We start from the raw sequence: 13800 nt of genomic DNA, 5'->3' as shown, positions 1-13800 counted from the left end.
GCTTGATTCAAATTGTTAAAGAGCGACGCAACAGTGTGTTGCTGCGGGAGTGGAATTCTACTCAACCGCCTTCTCGAGTCAAGCCTTATTTTCAAAGGCTTTTCGAGGTTACCGACCGGGTTGTTTGCGTTGCCGCTTGCCCTGTCGATGGAGGCGCATTATAGGGAGCTGAAACTTTCTGGCAAGCCCATTTTTGCAAAAAGTGGCAATAAATCTTCAAAAATAGGCCTTTCTCTAGTTATTCATAGCCAACCACAGCTTTTGTACAAACTTATCCACAGAAACGGGCTCGGGATTGCTAGAATGGCCAGAAAATTGAGGAGGCCAAGATGGACTTGCGACTGAGATCCTATAAAGGAAAACGCCCGCAACTGGGCAAGCGGGTATATGTGGACCCCTGCGCCACCCTGGTGGGAGACATAGTGCTCGGCGACGATGCCAGCATCTGGCCCCTGGTGGCGGCACGGGGGGATGTGAACCATATCCGTATCGGCGCCCGCAGCAATGTGCAGGACGGCACCGTTCTGCACCTCAGCCGCAGGAGCGCCGCGAATCCCGATGGTTATCCCCTGCTGATCGGGGAAGACGTCACCGTGGGCCACAAGGCCATGCTGCACGGTTGCACCATAGGCAACCGGGTGCTGGTCGGCATGGGGGCCATACTGCTGGATGGGGTGGTCGTCGAGGATGATGTGATGATAGGCGCCGGCTCTCTGGTGCCACCGGGCAAGCGGCTCGCATCCGGCTTCCTCTATATGGGGAACCCGGTCAAGCAGGCACGGCCGCTCAAGCCGGCAGAGATTGCCTTTCTGAAGACCTCGGCCGACAACTATGTCCTGCTCAAGGATGAGTATCTGCAAGAGGCTTGAGGCAGACAGAGAACGAAAACAAGAAGCCCGGCATGCGCCGGGCTTCTCTGCTTATATAGCTAGCCAATAACTGTGGTCGGGATCAGTGGGCCTGATCCCAGTTGTCGCCGGTCCCGGCTTCCACCACCAGCGGCACGTGCAGCTCGGCCGCCGCGGACATCTTCTCCTTGATGAGGGCGATGTACTCCTCCAGCTTCTCCTCGCGGATCTCGAACACCAGTTCATCGTGAACCTGCATCAACATGTGGATGGAGCCATCGGTAATGCCCCGGATCCAGCCATCGACGGCGATCATGGCGCGCTTGATGATGTCGGCGGCCGTGCCCTGCATGGGAGCGTTGATCGCCGCCCGCTCCGCCGCCTTGCGCAGACCGGCGTTGCGGGACTTGATGTCCGGCAGGTAGAGGCGGCGCCCGAACAGGGTCTCGACATAGCCCTGGGCTTCCGCCTGCTGGCGGGTGCGCTCCATGTACTCCAGCACGCCCGGATAGCGCTCGAAGTAGAGATCCATGTACTTCTGCGCCTCGGCACGGCCGATCCCCAGCTGCTTGGCCAGACCGAAGGCACTCATGCCATAGATGAGGCCGAAGTTGATCGCCTTGGCGCTGCGGCGCATGTCGGTGGTCACCGCCTCGAGTGCCACACCGAACACCTCGGCGGCGGTCGCCTTGTGGATGTCCTTGCCCTCGGCAAAGGCGGTCAGCAAGCCCTGGTCACCGGAGAGGTGCGCCATGATGCGCAGCTCGATCTGGGAGTAATCCGCCGCCACCAGCTTGTAGCCGGCGCTCGGGATGAAGGCCTGCCGGATCCGGCGCCCCTGCTCGTTGCGCACCGGGATGTTCTGCAGGTTGGGATCGGTGGAGGAGAGCCGACCGGTCGCCGCCACCGCCTGATGGTAGGAGGTGTGTACCCGCCCGGTCTGGGGCTTGATCATCAGCGGCAGCTTGTCGGTATAGGTGGACTTGAGCTTGGCCAGACCGCGGTGCTCCATCAGCAGGCGCGGCAGATCATAGGTCTCCGCCAATTCCGCCAGCACCTCTTCGGCGGTGGACGGGGCCCCCTTGGGGGTCTTCTTGAGGATGGGCAGCCCCAGCTTGACGAACAGTATCTCGCCGAGCTGCTTGGGCGAGGAGAGGTTGAACTCCTGCCCGGCCAGCTCGTGGGCCTCCCGCTCCAGCTCCGCCAGACGTACTTCGATCTCCTGGCTCTGCTGGTGCAGCAATTTGGGATCTATAGTGGTCCCGAGCAGTTCCATCCGTGCCAGCACCGGCAGCAGGGGCAGTTCGATCTCGGTGAACACCTTGGCCAGCTCAGGCTGTTTGCTCAGTTCGCCCCACAGGGTCTGGTGCAGACGCAGGGTGATGTCGGCATCTTCCGCCGCATAGGGCGCGGCCTGCTCCAGTTCGATCTGGTTGAAGGTGAGCTGCTTGGCCCCCTTGCCGGCGATATCCTCGAAGGAGATGGTCTCGACCCCGAGGTACTTGCTGGCCAGGGAGTCCATGTCGTGGCGGCTGGCGGTGGAGTTGAGCACATAGGATTCGAGCATGGTGTCGAAGGCGATGCCCTGCAGATCGATGCCGTGATTCTGCAGCACATTGCGATCGTACTTGAGGTTCTGGCCCACCTTGAGGCGGGCCGGATCTTCCAGCAGCGGCTTGAGCTTGCCCAGCACCTGCTGTTCGGTCAGCTGGGTTGGCGCCCCCAGATAGTCGTGGCCGAAGGGAACATAGGCCGCCTTGCCCGGCTCGATGGCGAACGACACGCCGACCACTCTCGCCTCCATGTAGTCGAGACTGGTGGTCTCGGTGTCGAAGGCAAACAGTGGTGCCGCCTGCAACTGTGCCAGCCAGCCGTCGAACTCGGCCTCCTCCAGAATGCAGCTGTAGTCGGTCTCGATGGTGGCAGCGGGAGCAGCAGCGCCATCAGCGGCCTCTTCCTGCCCGGCGCTCTCTTCGCCACCGGACTCCAGCTCCTTGATCAGGTTGCGCAGCTCGTACTCCCGGTAGACCGCCAGCAGGGACTCCTTGTCGATCGGGCCCAGCAGCAGCTCTTCGAGACTTTGCTCCAGCTCGACGTCGGTCTTGATGGTCGCCAGCTGGTAGGAGAGGCGAACCTGATCCTCCTGCTCGCGGAATTTGTCGGCAAACGTCTTGGAGCCACGAAAGCCGAGGGCGGCGACCTTGTCGAGGTTGGCGGCGATCTGATCGATGCTGCCTATCCCCTGCAACAGCGCCTGGGCCGTCTTCTCGCCCACCCCTGCCATGCCGGGAATGTTGTCCACCTTGTCCCCCATCAGGGCCAGGTAGTCGATGATGAGCTCGGGGGGCACGCCGAACTTCTCGATCACCCCTTCCCGGTCGGTCTTCACATCCTTCATGGTGTCGATCAGGGTGACATGGTCGGAGACCAGCTGCGCCATGTCCTTGTCGCCTGTGCTGATGAGCACGGGCAGTTGCTTCTCGGTCGCCTGGCGGGCGAGCGTGCCGATCACGTCGTCGGCCTCGACCCCTTCGACCATCAGGAAGGGGAAGCCCATCGCCTTGATCATCTGATGGATGGGGGCAACCTGGCTGCGCAGATCGTCCGGCATGCTGGCGCGGGTCGCCTTGTACTCGGGGTAGATGTCGTCACGGAAGGTCTTGCCCTTGGCGTCGAACACCACGGCCACATGGCAGTCGGGGTATTGCTTGCGCAGGCTGCGCATCATGTTGGCCATCACCCGGACGGCGCCGCTTGGCAAACCGGTCGATGTGCGCAGATCGGCCTGCTGGGAGGCGAAGAAGGCGCGGTAAAGATATGAAGAGCCGTCGACCAAGATAAGGGGATTGCTAGGGGCCATGAAATCGTCCTGCCAGGAATAAACAGTCGCTAGGATGCCACAGGGCCCGCGGCACACCAAGGGGCTGACCCCCTCCCATTCGTGCCACGAACCGCCCCATGACCTGTGGATAACTCTGTGCTCAAAAATGGACGCATGGCTGTACCATGGTGGCAAAGCTGTGGACTAAAAACAAAAAACACATATAAAACAGTGTATTGAGATCGTAAAAACAAACCATGATGCCTTCATCATGATCTCGATCAATGTGGAAAAAAATTCAAGGGGGTCAACGAGACAGGATCCAAAACGAAACAATCCTAGCACAGCAAGATGACTTGACCAGCGGAGGCCGAACGATAACCATACAAAAGTACAACAATCTACCCTGGCTCACATTTTCAACAACGAGGAGTCTGCCATGAAAAAAGTGGCCGTGATCTTGAGTGGCTGTGGCGTGTTTGATGGCGCCGAGATCCATGAAGCCGTCATCAGCCTGCTGGCACTGGCCCGTCAGGGCGCCACCGTCCAGTGCTTCGCGCCCGACGTGCCTCAACTGCACGTCATCAACCACCTGACCGGCGAGGTGAGCGAGGGGGAGAGCCGCAACGTCCTGGTCGAGGCGGCCCGCATCTGCCGCGGCCAGATCCGGAATGTGGCCGAGCTGGATGCGGCCGATTTCGATGCCCTTCTGGTGCCCGGCGGCTTTGGCGCCGCCAAGAATCTGTGCGACTTCGCCGTTCAGGGCGCCAACTGCCAGATCCAGCCCGATGTGCTGAAAGCCTGCCAGAGCTTTGCCGAAGCCCGTAAACCGGCGGCCTATATCTGCATAGCACCGGCCATGATCCCCCTCATCTATGGCGCCGGCACCCTGGCCACCATAGGCCATGACGAGGGCGCCGCCAATGCCATCGAGGCCATGGGGGGCAGCCATCTCAACTGCCCGGTCAGCGAGTTCGTGGTGGATCAGGAACGCAAGGTGATCTCGACCCCGGCCTACATGCTGGCGCAGAACATCGTCGAGGCCGCCGACGGCATAGAGAAGACGGTCAGGCAGTTGCTGGCCCTGTGATCCCCTCCCCTGCCAAAACAAGCGGGCCGCTCAAGGAGCGGCCCGCTTTCATTCCAGTCAGTCAAGACGGGATCAGATGGCATCGCCCATCTGGTCCATCTTGCCCAGCAGGGCGCGCAGACGTTCCTGCCAGGCAACGTGCTCGTTGCGCAGCTGATGGTTCTCGTCTTGCAGCTTGTTGTTCTGCTCTTTCAGCTCGTCCAGCTCCATTTTCAGCAGGGAGATGTTGTCGACGGCGGATTGTACTTTGGATTCGAGTTGCTCAAGGACTTCTAGTGACATATGCATACCTGTATGTTCAATTGCGATGCCCCACAGGGGGCGATTCAAGCGCGTGAAGCCAGCATACCCTGATGCGCTCGGCACAAACAAGCCAGCGCGTTGCAAAATGCGCCCTCCGTGCCGGTATTGCTTAAATATGCGTCGGTTTTTCTCGCAGGCGGCAGGAACCGCGATCCGGGACGCTCGCCGCGGCGTCACGGCCCCCTGCGAACCGGCTCCTCTCCCGCCGCCGGCATCAGCCGTGCAGGGCGATGAAGCCCCCCATCAACAGACAGGCCACCCCGTACATCAGCAGCCCGTAGAGCAGGTTCCAGCGCAGCAGCAGCCCGGCGCTCAGGTTGTAGCGGGAGGCCAGCGCCAGGTTGGAGCCGGAGAGCGGGCTGGTGCCGGTGGCGAGCCCCCACCCCAGCAGGAAGCACATGCCTAGCAGGCTGGGATCCGGTGACAGCGGCCACAGCAAGGGGGCCACCCCCGAGATGCTGATGAGGGGGTGCACGCCTATGATGGCGACCAGGAAGATGAGCAGCAGGGTGAGGGATGCCTCAAGCCAGCCGAAGTGGTTGAACAGCGGCAGGCCGTGACCCGCACCGAAGTCGATGACAGAGAGGGCGCTGTTGATGCCGGCAGCCAGCAGGCCAGCCCCGAGAAACAGCACCAGTTGGCCGCCGATGGCGGGGAAACGCTCCACCACCTGCCGCTTGAGGGCCGCCCCGCGCCCCTGGCTTGGCATGAAGAGCAGCGCCAGCAAGGGGGCCACCAGCGCGATCACCGCCAGGATGCTGAGCCCGGGCCAGAGCCGGTGGATCAGCAGCACCAGCAGCGCCAGGGTCACCGGCAACCCCAGTGTCTGCAGCCTCAGGGGATAACCTGCAAAGTCCGCCACCCCGAGCCGCTCCACCTGCCAGGCCGTCAGACCCATGGCCAGCAGGGCGGCAAGGATGCCAAACGGCAAAATCTGGGAGAGCTGCAGGCCGGGGGCGTAAGTGAGCGCCACTGCCATGGCGACGAAGAAGGGGGACCAGAAGGCCGCGGCGCAGAAGATCCGGCTCAGCACCATGACCTGGCGCCGCTCAAGGGTACCGCTGCGCTCCAGCCGATCGCCGATGATGAAGAGCACCGAGAGGTTGATGACGGCACCGAGCAGATTGAGGCTGGCCATGGTGCTCCACAACCCCTTGCGCCCGGACCAGGAGGCGGTGCCTGTCAGCAGACCCGAGGTGGCGAGGTTGAGGGTGCTGACGGCGGCAAACATGGTGAGCATGTTGATGTTGGGCAGCAGCCAGTCTCCGGGGCTGAGGCTGGCGCCGCGCCACCAGGAGAAGATCAGCAGCAGCAACGCCGCCCCGTAGAGCGCCAGCGCCTGACGACGGGCGGCGCCCACCAGCCAGGGCCAGGTGAGCAGGGAGGCGGCCCAGGCCGCGACGGCGGCCGGCCAGGGGGAGAATCCTAGATAGAGGTGCAGCAGGTTGAGCAGCCACATCCCCAGGATCAGATAGCCTGACCAGCGCTTGACCATACAGCGGCCTCGGTCAGGGGATCAGAGACACTGATCCATGTCCAGGGAGGGTTTGTCGCACTCGGGTCGGCCCACTATCTTGGCAGGCACGCCGGCGACAGTGGTGTGGGGTGGCACCGGGTTGATCACCACGCTGCCGGCCCCTATCTTGGCGCCGACCCCCACTTCGATGTTGCCGAGCACCTTGGCGCCCGCCCCTATCATTACCCCTTCGCGGATCTTGGGATGGCGGTCGCCACTCTCCTTGCCGGTGCCCCCCAGGGTCACGCTCTGCAGGATGGAGACGTCGTTCTCGATCACCGCGGTCTCACCGACCACTATGCCGGTGGCGTGGTCAAACATGATGCCCTTGCCGATCCGCGCGGCCGGGTGCACGTCGACCCCGAACACCACGGAGATCTGGTTTTGCAGGTAGAGCGCCAGCGAGCGACGCCCCTGGCGCCACAGCCAGTTGGCAACCCGGTAGCCCTGGAGGGCATGGAACCCCTTGAGGTAGAGCAGCGGCGTCGAGAAGAGGTCGACGGCGGGATCCCTGTCCTGTACCGCGCAGATGTCGGCGGCCACCGCGGCCAGCAACTCGGGTTCGCTGCGCAGGGCCAGCTCGATCACCTCGCGCAGGGCGATGGCCGGCATGGTGGTGCTGTCGAGCTTGTTGGCGAGCTGGAAGCTCAGCGCCGAGCGCAGATCGCTGTGGTTGAGAATGGTGGAGTGAAAGAAGCTGGCCAGCATGGGCTCCTGGGCCGCCATGCTCTGCGCTTCCTGCTGAATTTTTTGCCACGTCTGGGCAACCAGATCATCCATGTTGCAGCCTACTGTTGTTCAGGGTGAGTGCCTTGTTGTTCTTTTGTCAGCACCGAGATGGGGTCCATGTGGATGATCACATCCATCCGCTCAAAGGACTGACGGACCGCCAGTTCAGCCTCGTCGGCTATCTGATGGGCCTTGACCAGGGGGAGCTGATCGTCAAGCTCCAGATGCAACTGCACGAAGCGGGTCGGCCCGGATTGACGGGTGCGCAGATCATGTACGCCATGCACCCCCTCTACGGCACAGCAGAGCGCCATTATTCTCGCTTGTTCTTCCTCTGGCAACTGACGATCGAGCAGGGCCTGTACCGATTCGTAGCCGATCTGGACGGCTCCCCACACCAGGAACAGACCGATCAGGATGGCGAACAGGCCATCGGCCCAGTACCACCCCTGCCCCGCCAGCACCAGCGCCACCAGGACACCGGCATTGAGCAGCAAGTCAGAGCGGTAGTGCAGCATGTCGGCCTTGATGGCCACGCTGTTGGTCTTGCGAATGACCAGGCTCTGGAAGCTGACCAGCAGCAGGGTCAGCAGGATGGAGCCGGCACTGACCCAGATCCCGGCCTCGAGCCGCACCACGGGGACCTGGTTCAGCATCGACGAGATGCCGTGCATCATCAGCAGCAGGGCAGAGCCCGAGATGAAGGCCGACTGGATCAGACCCGCCAGGGACTCCGCCTTGCCGTGGCCGAAGCGGTGCTCCTCATCGGCCGGCGCCAGCGCGTAGCGAATGGCCAGCAGGTTGATGATGGAGGCGCTCACATCCATGAAGGAGTCGGTGAGGGATGCCAGCAGGCTGGAAGAGTCCGTCATCAACCAGGCGATCAGCTTGCCCAGGATCAGCAGGGTGGCGGTGACGACCGCCGCCGTGCTGGCGAGGGTGACCCAGCGGGAATAGTGTTGGTGGCTCAAAACCGGCTTTCCTCTGACGCGTAAAAACTTATTATACCCTGACCCGAACGTCAGTTTGGCGCGCAAAATCAACGGAGTGACCCCGAATGAACAAAATACTCCTGGTCGACGACGATCTCGAACTGACCCAGCTGCTCACCGAAATCCTGACCCTGGAAGGGTTTGACGTCACCGTCGCCGAGGATGGGGAGGAGGGGCTGCTGCGGCTGGCAGAGCAGGCATTCGATCTGGTGCTGCTGGACGTCATGATGCCCAGACTCAACGGGTTCGCCATGCTGACCAGGCTGCGCAAGACCCACGACACTCCAGTGCTGATGCTGACCGCCCGGGGCGACAGCCAGGATCGGGTCAACGGGCTCGAAGCGGGGGCCGATGACTATCTGGCCAAGCCGTTCGACGACAGAGAGTTGCTGGCGCGGGTGCGCGCCATCTTGCGCCGCACCCAGCATCCCTCCCCCCAGCGCGGCGCATCCGACGAGCTGCGCTTCATGGATCTGGTGCTGCAGCCCGGCCTGCAGCAGGCCCGCTGCGACGATCAGCTGCTGGAGCTCACCGCCACCGAGTTCGGCCTGCTGGAGTGCCTGCTGCGCAGCCCGGGCCAGATCGTCAGCAAGAACCTGTTGTCAGAGCAGGTGCTTGGCAAGAAGCTCGAGCCCTTCGATCGGGCCATCGACATGCACCTGAGCAACCTGCGCAAGAAGCTGCCTGAGCGCAGCGATGGCCAGCCCCGCTTCAAGACGGTGCGTGGCCGAGGCTACCTCTGGCTGGAGCAGGCATGAAAACGGCCCGCACCTTCAATGGCCTCTCCACCCAGATATTTCTCTGGTTCTGGTTCATGCTGCTGCTCGTGCTGGCCGCCGTGGTGACACTGCCCACCCTGGATCCCCGCAACACCATACCCCTGCCCGAGCACGAGATGGCCAGGATGAACAACAACCTGCGGGCGCTGCAGGCCGGTGCCGATCCGCACCAGGATTTCGATCTACAGCAGGCTATCACGACGGCCGGGCTGTTGCCGGTGGACAACGTCTACCTGCGCGACGCCAAGGGCCAGATGCAATCCACCACCCGGCTGAGCAAGTTCGTCATCCGCTTCATGCTGGATGCCGACGACCCGGCCAAGCCCATGCTGGGCAGCGAGCACCAGCGGGCCATCGCCGGCCCCTTCCTGATGCAGCACCACGGCCAGAGCTATCACGTCTACTTCGGGCTCAACGTCGAGAACTCCTATCTGTTCCTGTTCATCCAGATCCTGGATCACCCCATCCAGATCCTGGGCATCGCCATGCTGGTCAGCACCCCCCTCTGCCTGCTGCTGGCCTGGCGGCTGACCCGCCCCATACTGCAGTTGCAGCAGTCTGTCTCCCAGCTGGCGCAGGGCAAGCTGGAGACGCGGATCCCCAACCTGGGACGACGGGACGAGATAGGTCAGCTGGCGGATCATGTCAGTCACATGGTGGACACCCTCAAGCGCATGATCCAGAAGCAGAAACAGTTGCTGTCAGACATCTCCCACGAGCTGCGCAGCCCCCTCACCCGCATTCAGCTGGCGCAGGCGTTGATCCGCCGCAAGCAGGGGGACAGCTCGGAGCTGGCGCGGATCGAGAGCGAAATCGCCAGGCTCGACAAGCTGATCGGGGATCTGCTGGATCTGTCCCGGGTCCAGCAGCATGTGGAGGCCCCGGTGACCCTGCCGCTGGCGGATCTGCTGGAGCCCATACTGGACGACGCCATGTTCGAGGCCAACCAGAACGGCAAACAGCTCAGGCTGCCGCCGCTGCCGACCGAATCGCTGCGGATGTGGCCCGAGCTGCTGGCGAGGGCCCTGGAGAACCCGCTGCGCAATGCGCTCAAGTATGCCCGCGAGTTCATCAAGGTGGATTGGTATCAGGAGGGACGGGAGTGGGTGATGACCATCAGGGATGACGGCCCCGGCGTGCCGGTGGAGCAGCAGCCCATGCTGTTTCTGCCCTTCTTCCGGGTGGACGATGCCCGCAACGCCAAGACAGGGGGCACAGGTCTCGGTCTCGCCATCGCCGCCGAGGCGATCCAGCGTCATGGCGGCACCATCAAGGCCAGCAACAATCATCCGACCGGGCTCGTCATCACCATCCGCCTGCCCATGGCGTGAGCCACCCCTTTTCATCGGCACGGGCGCTGGGTATGCTGGCGCCCGTTTCGCACCACCCCAGCCCCGCATCAGGATCCCGTCATGCTCGACATAGTGCTCTATCAACCGGAAATCCCGCCCAACACCGGCAACATCATCCGCCTCTGTGCCAACACCGGCTACCGGCTGCACCTGATAGAGCCCCTGGGTTTTGCCTGGGATGACAAGCGGGTGAAGCGGGCCGGGCTCGACTATCACGAGTTTGCCGAGGTGAAGCGCTGGCCGAGCTATGAGGCCTTTCTCGCGGCCGTGGCCCCCAAGCGGGTATTCGCCTGCACCACCAAGGGGCGCACCGCTCATTCGGCGGCGCAGTTCGCCCCGGGGGATGCCCTGCTGTTCGGGCCTGAGAGCCGCGGATTGCCGGCGGAGATCATCGAGAGCCTGCCGTTCGAGCAGCGGCTGCGCATTCCCATGCTGCCCCAGAGCCGCAGCATGAATCTGGCCAACGCGGTCGCTGTCTTCGTCTACGAGAGCTGGCGCCAGTTTGGCTATGAGGGATCCCGCTAGCCTCCGTCGGCGCGGTGCCCTTCAGAGGCGGCACCGACCATGAGACCCCGTCAGGCGGGTTCCCGGCCTTGACCCAGCAGGCGGCCGTCACGTTCCAGTTGCCAGCATAGCCAGCCCAGAGTCAGCCCCCGCCCTGTCATCAGCGCCGCCATGGCGGCCCACAAGGCCGCCACGCCCCATCCCTGGCACAGCCACCAGATCGGGAAGAAGCCGGCAAACACCGCCACCAGCATGCTGTTGCGCATCTCGCGAGCCCGGGTGGCCCCGATGAAGACCCCATCCAGCAGGAAGCACCAGACCGCCAGCAAGGGCATGGCGATGAGCCAGGGCAGTTGGCGGTTCGCCTCGGCGATCACCGCAGGGATGTCGGTGATATGGGCGATGAGCTGCCGCCCCCCCAGGGCAAACCCCAGGGCGAAGGCGATCGCGATCAGCAAGGCCCAACCCAGGTTGAGGACTATGGCCTCCCGCAGACCCTGCCTGTCCCGCCGTCCTATGGCACGCCCCACCATGGCTTCCACCGCGTAGGCAAAACCGTCCAGCCCGTAGGAGATCAGCATCAGGAAGTTGAGCAGCACCGCATTGGCGGCCACCGCCACGTCCCCCAGCCTGGCCCCCTGCAGGGTCATGAAGGCGAAACAGAGCTGCAGGCAGAGGGAGCGGATGAAGATGTCCCGATTCAGGCCGAGCAGCCGCCGCACCGCGGGCCATTGCCACCAGCGCGACCAGGCGTTCTGCCACACCTCGGCCGGGAGATGGCGCAGGCGGCGGCTCACCAGCCAGAGCCCCACCCCGAGCGAGCAGTAGTCCGCCAGCAGGGAGGCGGCAGCCACCCCCCTGACCTGCCAGCCCAGCCCCAGCACGAACCAGGCATCCAGCACCATGTTGACCAGGTTGCTCAGGATCAGCAGCAGCATGGGGCTGCGCGCATCCTGCATGCCCAGCAGCCAGCCCATGATGACCAGGTTGCACAAGGCCGCCGGGGCGCTCCAGATCCGCACCGAGACATAGTCGCCGGCATAGACCTGCACCTCGGGGGATCCCCCGCTGAGCCCTATGATGGCAGGCAAGAAAGGCAGCACCAGCAACAGCAGGGCCAGCCCCAGCCCGACGGCGAGGCCGAGCGCCCGCGCCAGGGTGTCCAGCTGCCCCTCGGCGCTGGCGGCGCCCTGGGCCTGGGCGGTCAGGCCAGTGGTGGACATGCGCAGGAAACCGAGCAGCCAGAACAGGAGGTTGATGAGGGTTGCCCCGACCGAGACGCCCCCGAGGAACCAGGCCTGACCGAGATGACCGATCACCCAGGTGTCCACCAGGCCGAGCAAGGGGGTGGTGACGTTGGAGAACACCATGGGCAGGGCCAGGGCAAACACGGCCCTGTGGCGGCGAGGATCCCTCAGCCAGGACGCCATCAAGCTAGGCACAATCGGCGCCAGCGTCTCACTCGTCGGCCAGCCGCACTATGCGTGCGAAGTCGGAGACCATGGTCTGCATGTCCACATGAGGCACCTCACCCGGGGCCACCTTGGGACGGAACATGGCCACCAGCTTGCCCTCGGGGCTGATCAGCACGATCGAGGCCGAGTGGTCTATGAGGTAATCCTTGCGTTCGCTCTCCACGATGGAATAGACGAGGCCAAGGTTGCGCACCAGGGGGAAGAGGGCGCGGTGGGGGCCGGTCGCCGCCTTGAACTCCGGATGGAAGAAGGCGGTGTAGCTCTTGAGGCGAGCGCTGTCGTCCCGCTGGGGATCCGCCGAGACGAAGACCACCTGGCTGCTGGGCGAGATCTTCTTCAGATCCGGGTAGATGGAGCGCAGATCCGCCAGGGCGGTCGGGCAGACGTCGGGACAATAGGTGTAGCCGATAAACAGGAAGGTCCAGTGCCCCGCCAGATTGGCGGCGGTGAAGGGCTTCCCATCCCCATCCGTGAGGGTGAAGGGATTGATGTCGCGCCCTACCGGATAATAATCCGCCTGCGCAGGCAGGGAGGGTTGGCTCCAGTAATAAGCCGCCATTATGCTGCCGACGAAGAGCAACAACAGCAGGGAAAAACGTGGTTTAACCATATAAAACAGAACCTTGCTAGTTCAACCAGCCAGATGGCGGGGCCAATGAAGGGCTATTGTAACCCGCCAGGCCCCGTTTCTGCCTAGTCCCGAGTCCGGATCCCGGTCAGGAAAGGTCCCCATAGGGAGGAGACAACCACTATCTCCCGGCCATGGCGGGGATAAAGAAAAGCCCCACACCGGGTGGGGCTCACACACTGTTCGGGGGACTGGCTCAGGGTCGCAGTCTTCGCTGCCCCTGGGGGCGCCGGATAGTGGCGCGCAGCGGAATGACCGGGGCCGTCCAGGGGGCATCTGGCAAACCTATGTCGTGGTGGCGGCGGAACAGACGAACCAGGCGGACAATCTTGTCCTTGGGGCACCCCAGCCAGATGGTCCAGCCATCGCCCTTGTGATAGACCCAGAGCGCATAAAACCACGTCATCCGACTGCCCTTGATGAATCGGGTGATGGAGGATGCGGGGGTTGCGGTTGCGGCCGGACCCGGATCCCACGGCGAGCTTGAAGCCATACCTGTCCTCCTTGCTCAACAGGCCACGCCGACCAGTGTGACTGCCATCGGGAGGCAGACCAGGCACCGTCGCGTACTGACTGTATTGAGTCGTCCTGCTGCCTGACGACTCTCCCTGTCCCGCACCGCCCCAGCCGTGATGCATCCCTGCTACCCATGCTGACCTGGCGGCACACTCAAGGTCATGGCGATTATCCGGCCATGACACTGCGGGCCTTCTCAAAGGATATATCCGAAATGCACGATGCGTGGCGGTACTGTTTACGGTGG

13 protein-coding genes are annotated in these 13800 nt (G+C 63.3%); 5 read left to right on the top strand and 8 right to left on the bottom strand.

The window, feature by feature from the left end; all coding sequences use genetic code 11:
• Positions 1 to 329: 329 nt before the first annotated feature.
• Positions 330 to 869 carry a gamma carbonic anhydrase family protein gene (locus AC1IN8_RS20810; protein ID WP_202048086.1) on the top strand — a complete coding sequence of 180 codons (540 nt, stop codon included), beginning with the start codon at positions 330 to 332 and terminating at the stop codon, positions 867 to 869.
• 82 nt (positions 870 to 951) lie between these two features.
• Here AC1IN8_RS20810 and polA read toward each other — a convergent pair whose 3' ends face one another.
• Positions 952 to 3708: a DNA polymerase I gene (gene polA, locus AC1IN8_RS20805; RefSeq protein WP_479760461.1), complete on the bottom strand. Its 2757-nt coding sequence runs from the start codon at positions 3706 to 3708 to the stop codon at positions 952 to 954.
• Between the two features lie 400 nt (positions 3709 to 4108).
• Here polA and elbB point away from each other — a divergent pair, with 400 nt between their 5' ends.
• On the top strand, positions 4109 to 4759 hold the full coding sequence (gene elbB, locus AC1IN8_RS20800; protein WP_139437769.1) for an isoprenoid biosynthesis glyoxalase ElbB: 651 nt from the start codon (positions 4109 to 4111) through the stop codon (positions 4757 to 4759).
• Positions 4760 to 4831: 72 nt separating this feature from the next.
• Here elbB and AC1IN8_RS20795 read toward each other — a convergent pair whose 3' ends face one another.
• The 4 genes from AC1IN8_RS20795 to fieF form a co-directional block, all read right to left on the bottom strand.
• Positions 4832 to 5041, bottom strand: a complete 210-nt coding sequence (locus tag AC1IN8_RS20795) for a cell division protein ZapB (protein ID WP_025325277.1) — start codon at positions 5039 to 5041, stop codon at positions 4832 to 4834.
• A gap of 235 nt (positions 5042 to 5276) precedes the next feature.
• Positions 5277 to 6557 carry a hypothetical protein gene (locus AC1IN8_RS20790; protein ID WP_479760459.1) on the bottom strand — a complete coding sequence of 427 codons (1281 nt, stop codon included), beginning with the start codon at positions 6555 to 6557 and terminating at the stop codon, positions 5277 to 5279.
• A 21-nt stretch (positions 6558 to 6578) separates the two neighbouring features.
• Positions 6579 to 7358 carry a serine O-acetyltransferase gene (cysE, locus tag AC1IN8_RS20785; protein WP_025325275.1) on the bottom strand — a complete coding sequence of 260 codons (780 nt, stop codon included), beginning with the start codon at positions 7356 to 7358 and terminating at the stop codon, positions 6579 to 6581.
• Between the two features lie 8 nt (positions 7359 to 7366).
• The gene (fieF, locus tag AC1IN8_RS20780; RefSeq protein ID WP_205642766.1) at positions 7367 to 8278 is read right to left on the bottom strand and encodes a cation efflux pump FieF; all 912 of its coding nucleotides are present in this window, start codon (positions 8276 to 8278) and stop codon (positions 7367 to 7369) included.
• Between the two features lie 86 nt (positions 8279 to 8364).
• Between fieF and AC1IN8_RS20775 the strand changes: the two genes are divergently transcribed.
• The 3 genes from AC1IN8_RS20775 to trmL all read left to right on the top strand — a co-directional run bounded on the left by AC1IN8_RS20775 (position 8365) and on the right by trmL (position 10955).
• Entirely contained in the window at positions 8365 to 9057 is a 693-nt protein-coding gene (locus AC1IN8_RS20775; protein WP_139437775.1) for a response regulator, read from the top strand.
• A complete protein-coding gene (locus AC1IN8_RS20770) occupies positions 9054 to 10409 on the top strand; it encodes an ATP-binding protein (protein ID WP_139437777.1) in 1356 nt (451 codons plus the stop codon). The genes AC1IN8_RS20775 and AC1IN8_RS20770 overlap by 4 nt, the downstream gene beginning before the upstream one ends.
• An 81-nt stretch (positions 10410 to 10490) precedes the next feature.
• Positions 10491 to 10955, top strand: a complete 465-nt coding sequence (gene trmL / locus AC1IN8_RS20765) for a tRNA (uridine(34)/cytosine(34)/5-carboxymethylaminomethyluridine(34)-2'-O)-methyltransferase TrmL (RefSeq protein ID WP_479760456.1) — start codon at positions 10491 to 10493, stop codon at positions 10953 to 10955.
• 50 nt (positions 10956 to 11005) lie between these two features.
• On the opposite strand, the gene AC1IN8_RS20760 is transcribed toward trmL, so the two are convergent.
• The 3 genes from AC1IN8_RS20760 to AC1IN8_RS20750 form a co-directional block, all read right to left on the bottom strand.
• Complete coding sequence (locus AC1IN8_RS20760) at positions 11006 to 12364, bottom strand: MATE family efflux transporter (protein ID WP_479760454.1); 1359 nt, start codon at positions 12362 to 12364, stop codon at positions 11006 to 11008.
• 28 nt (positions 12365 to 12392) lie between these two features.
• Positions 12393 to 13019 (bottom strand): SCO family protein, encoded by a 627-nt coding sequence (locus AC1IN8_RS20755; protein WP_139437782.1) that lies wholly within the window; start codon positions 13017 to 13019, stop codon positions 12393 to 12395.
• A gap of 214 nt (positions 13020 to 13233) precedes the next feature.
• A complete protein-coding gene (locus AC1IN8_RS20750) occupies positions 13234 to 13443 on the bottom strand; it encodes a hypothetical protein (protein ID WP_234567867.1) in 210 nt (69 codons plus the stop codon).
• Positions 13444 to 13800 lie beyond the last annotated feature (357 nt).

Source organism: Aeromonas sp. 130281, assembly GCF_056642115.1.
Note: the sequence above shows the minus strand (reverse complement) of the source record. Positions and strands in the feature narration are given on the sequence as shown.

Coding starts and splice junctions, on each gene's coding strand:
- AC1IN8_RS20750 (WP_234567867.1), bottom strand. CDS start 13,443: ATGACGTGGTTTTATGCGCTCTGGGTCTATCACAAGGGCGATGGCTGG.
- AC1IN8_RS20790 (WP_479760459.1), bottom strand. CDS start 6,557: ATGGTCAAGCGCTGGTCAGGCTATCTGATCCTGGGGATGTGGCTGCTC.
- trmL (WP_479760456.1), top strand. CDS start 10,491: ATGCTCGACATAGTGCTCTATCAACCGGAAATCCCGCCCAACACCGGC.
- polA (WP_479760461.1), bottom strand. CDS start 3,708: ATGGCCCCTAGCAATCCCCTTATCTTGGTCGACGGCTCTTCATATCTT.
- AC1IN8_RS20770 (WP_139437777.1), top strand. CDS start 9,054: ATGAAAACGGCCCGCACCTTCAATGGCCTCTCCACCCAGATATTTCTC.
- AC1IN8_RS20795 (WP_025325277.1), bottom strand. CDS start 5,041: ATGTCACTAGAAGTCCTTGAGCAACTCGAATCCAAAGTACAATCCGCC.
- elbB (WP_139437769.1), top strand. CDS start 4,109: ATGAAAAAAGTGGCCGTGATCTTGAGTGGCTGTGGCGTGTTTGATGGC.
- AC1IN8_RS20755 (WP_139437782.1), bottom strand. CDS start 13,019: ATGGTTAAACCACGTTTTTCCCTGCTGTTGTTGCTCTTCGTCGGCAGC.
- AC1IN8_RS20810 (WP_202048086.1), top strand. CDS start 330: ATGGACTTGCGACTGAGATCCTATAAAGGAAAACGCCCGCAACTGGGC.
- AC1IN8_RS20760 (WP_479760454.1), bottom strand. CDS start 12,364: ATGGCGTCCTGGCTGAGGGATCCTCGCCGCCACAGGGCCGTGTTTGCC.
- AC1IN8_RS20775 (WP_139437775.1), top strand. CDS start 8,365: ATGAACAAAATACTCCTGGTCGACGACGATCTCGAACTGACCCAGCTG.
- cysE (WP_025325275.1), bottom strand. CDS start 7,358: ATGGATGATCTGGTTGCCCAGACGTGGCAAAAAATTCAGCAGGAAGCG.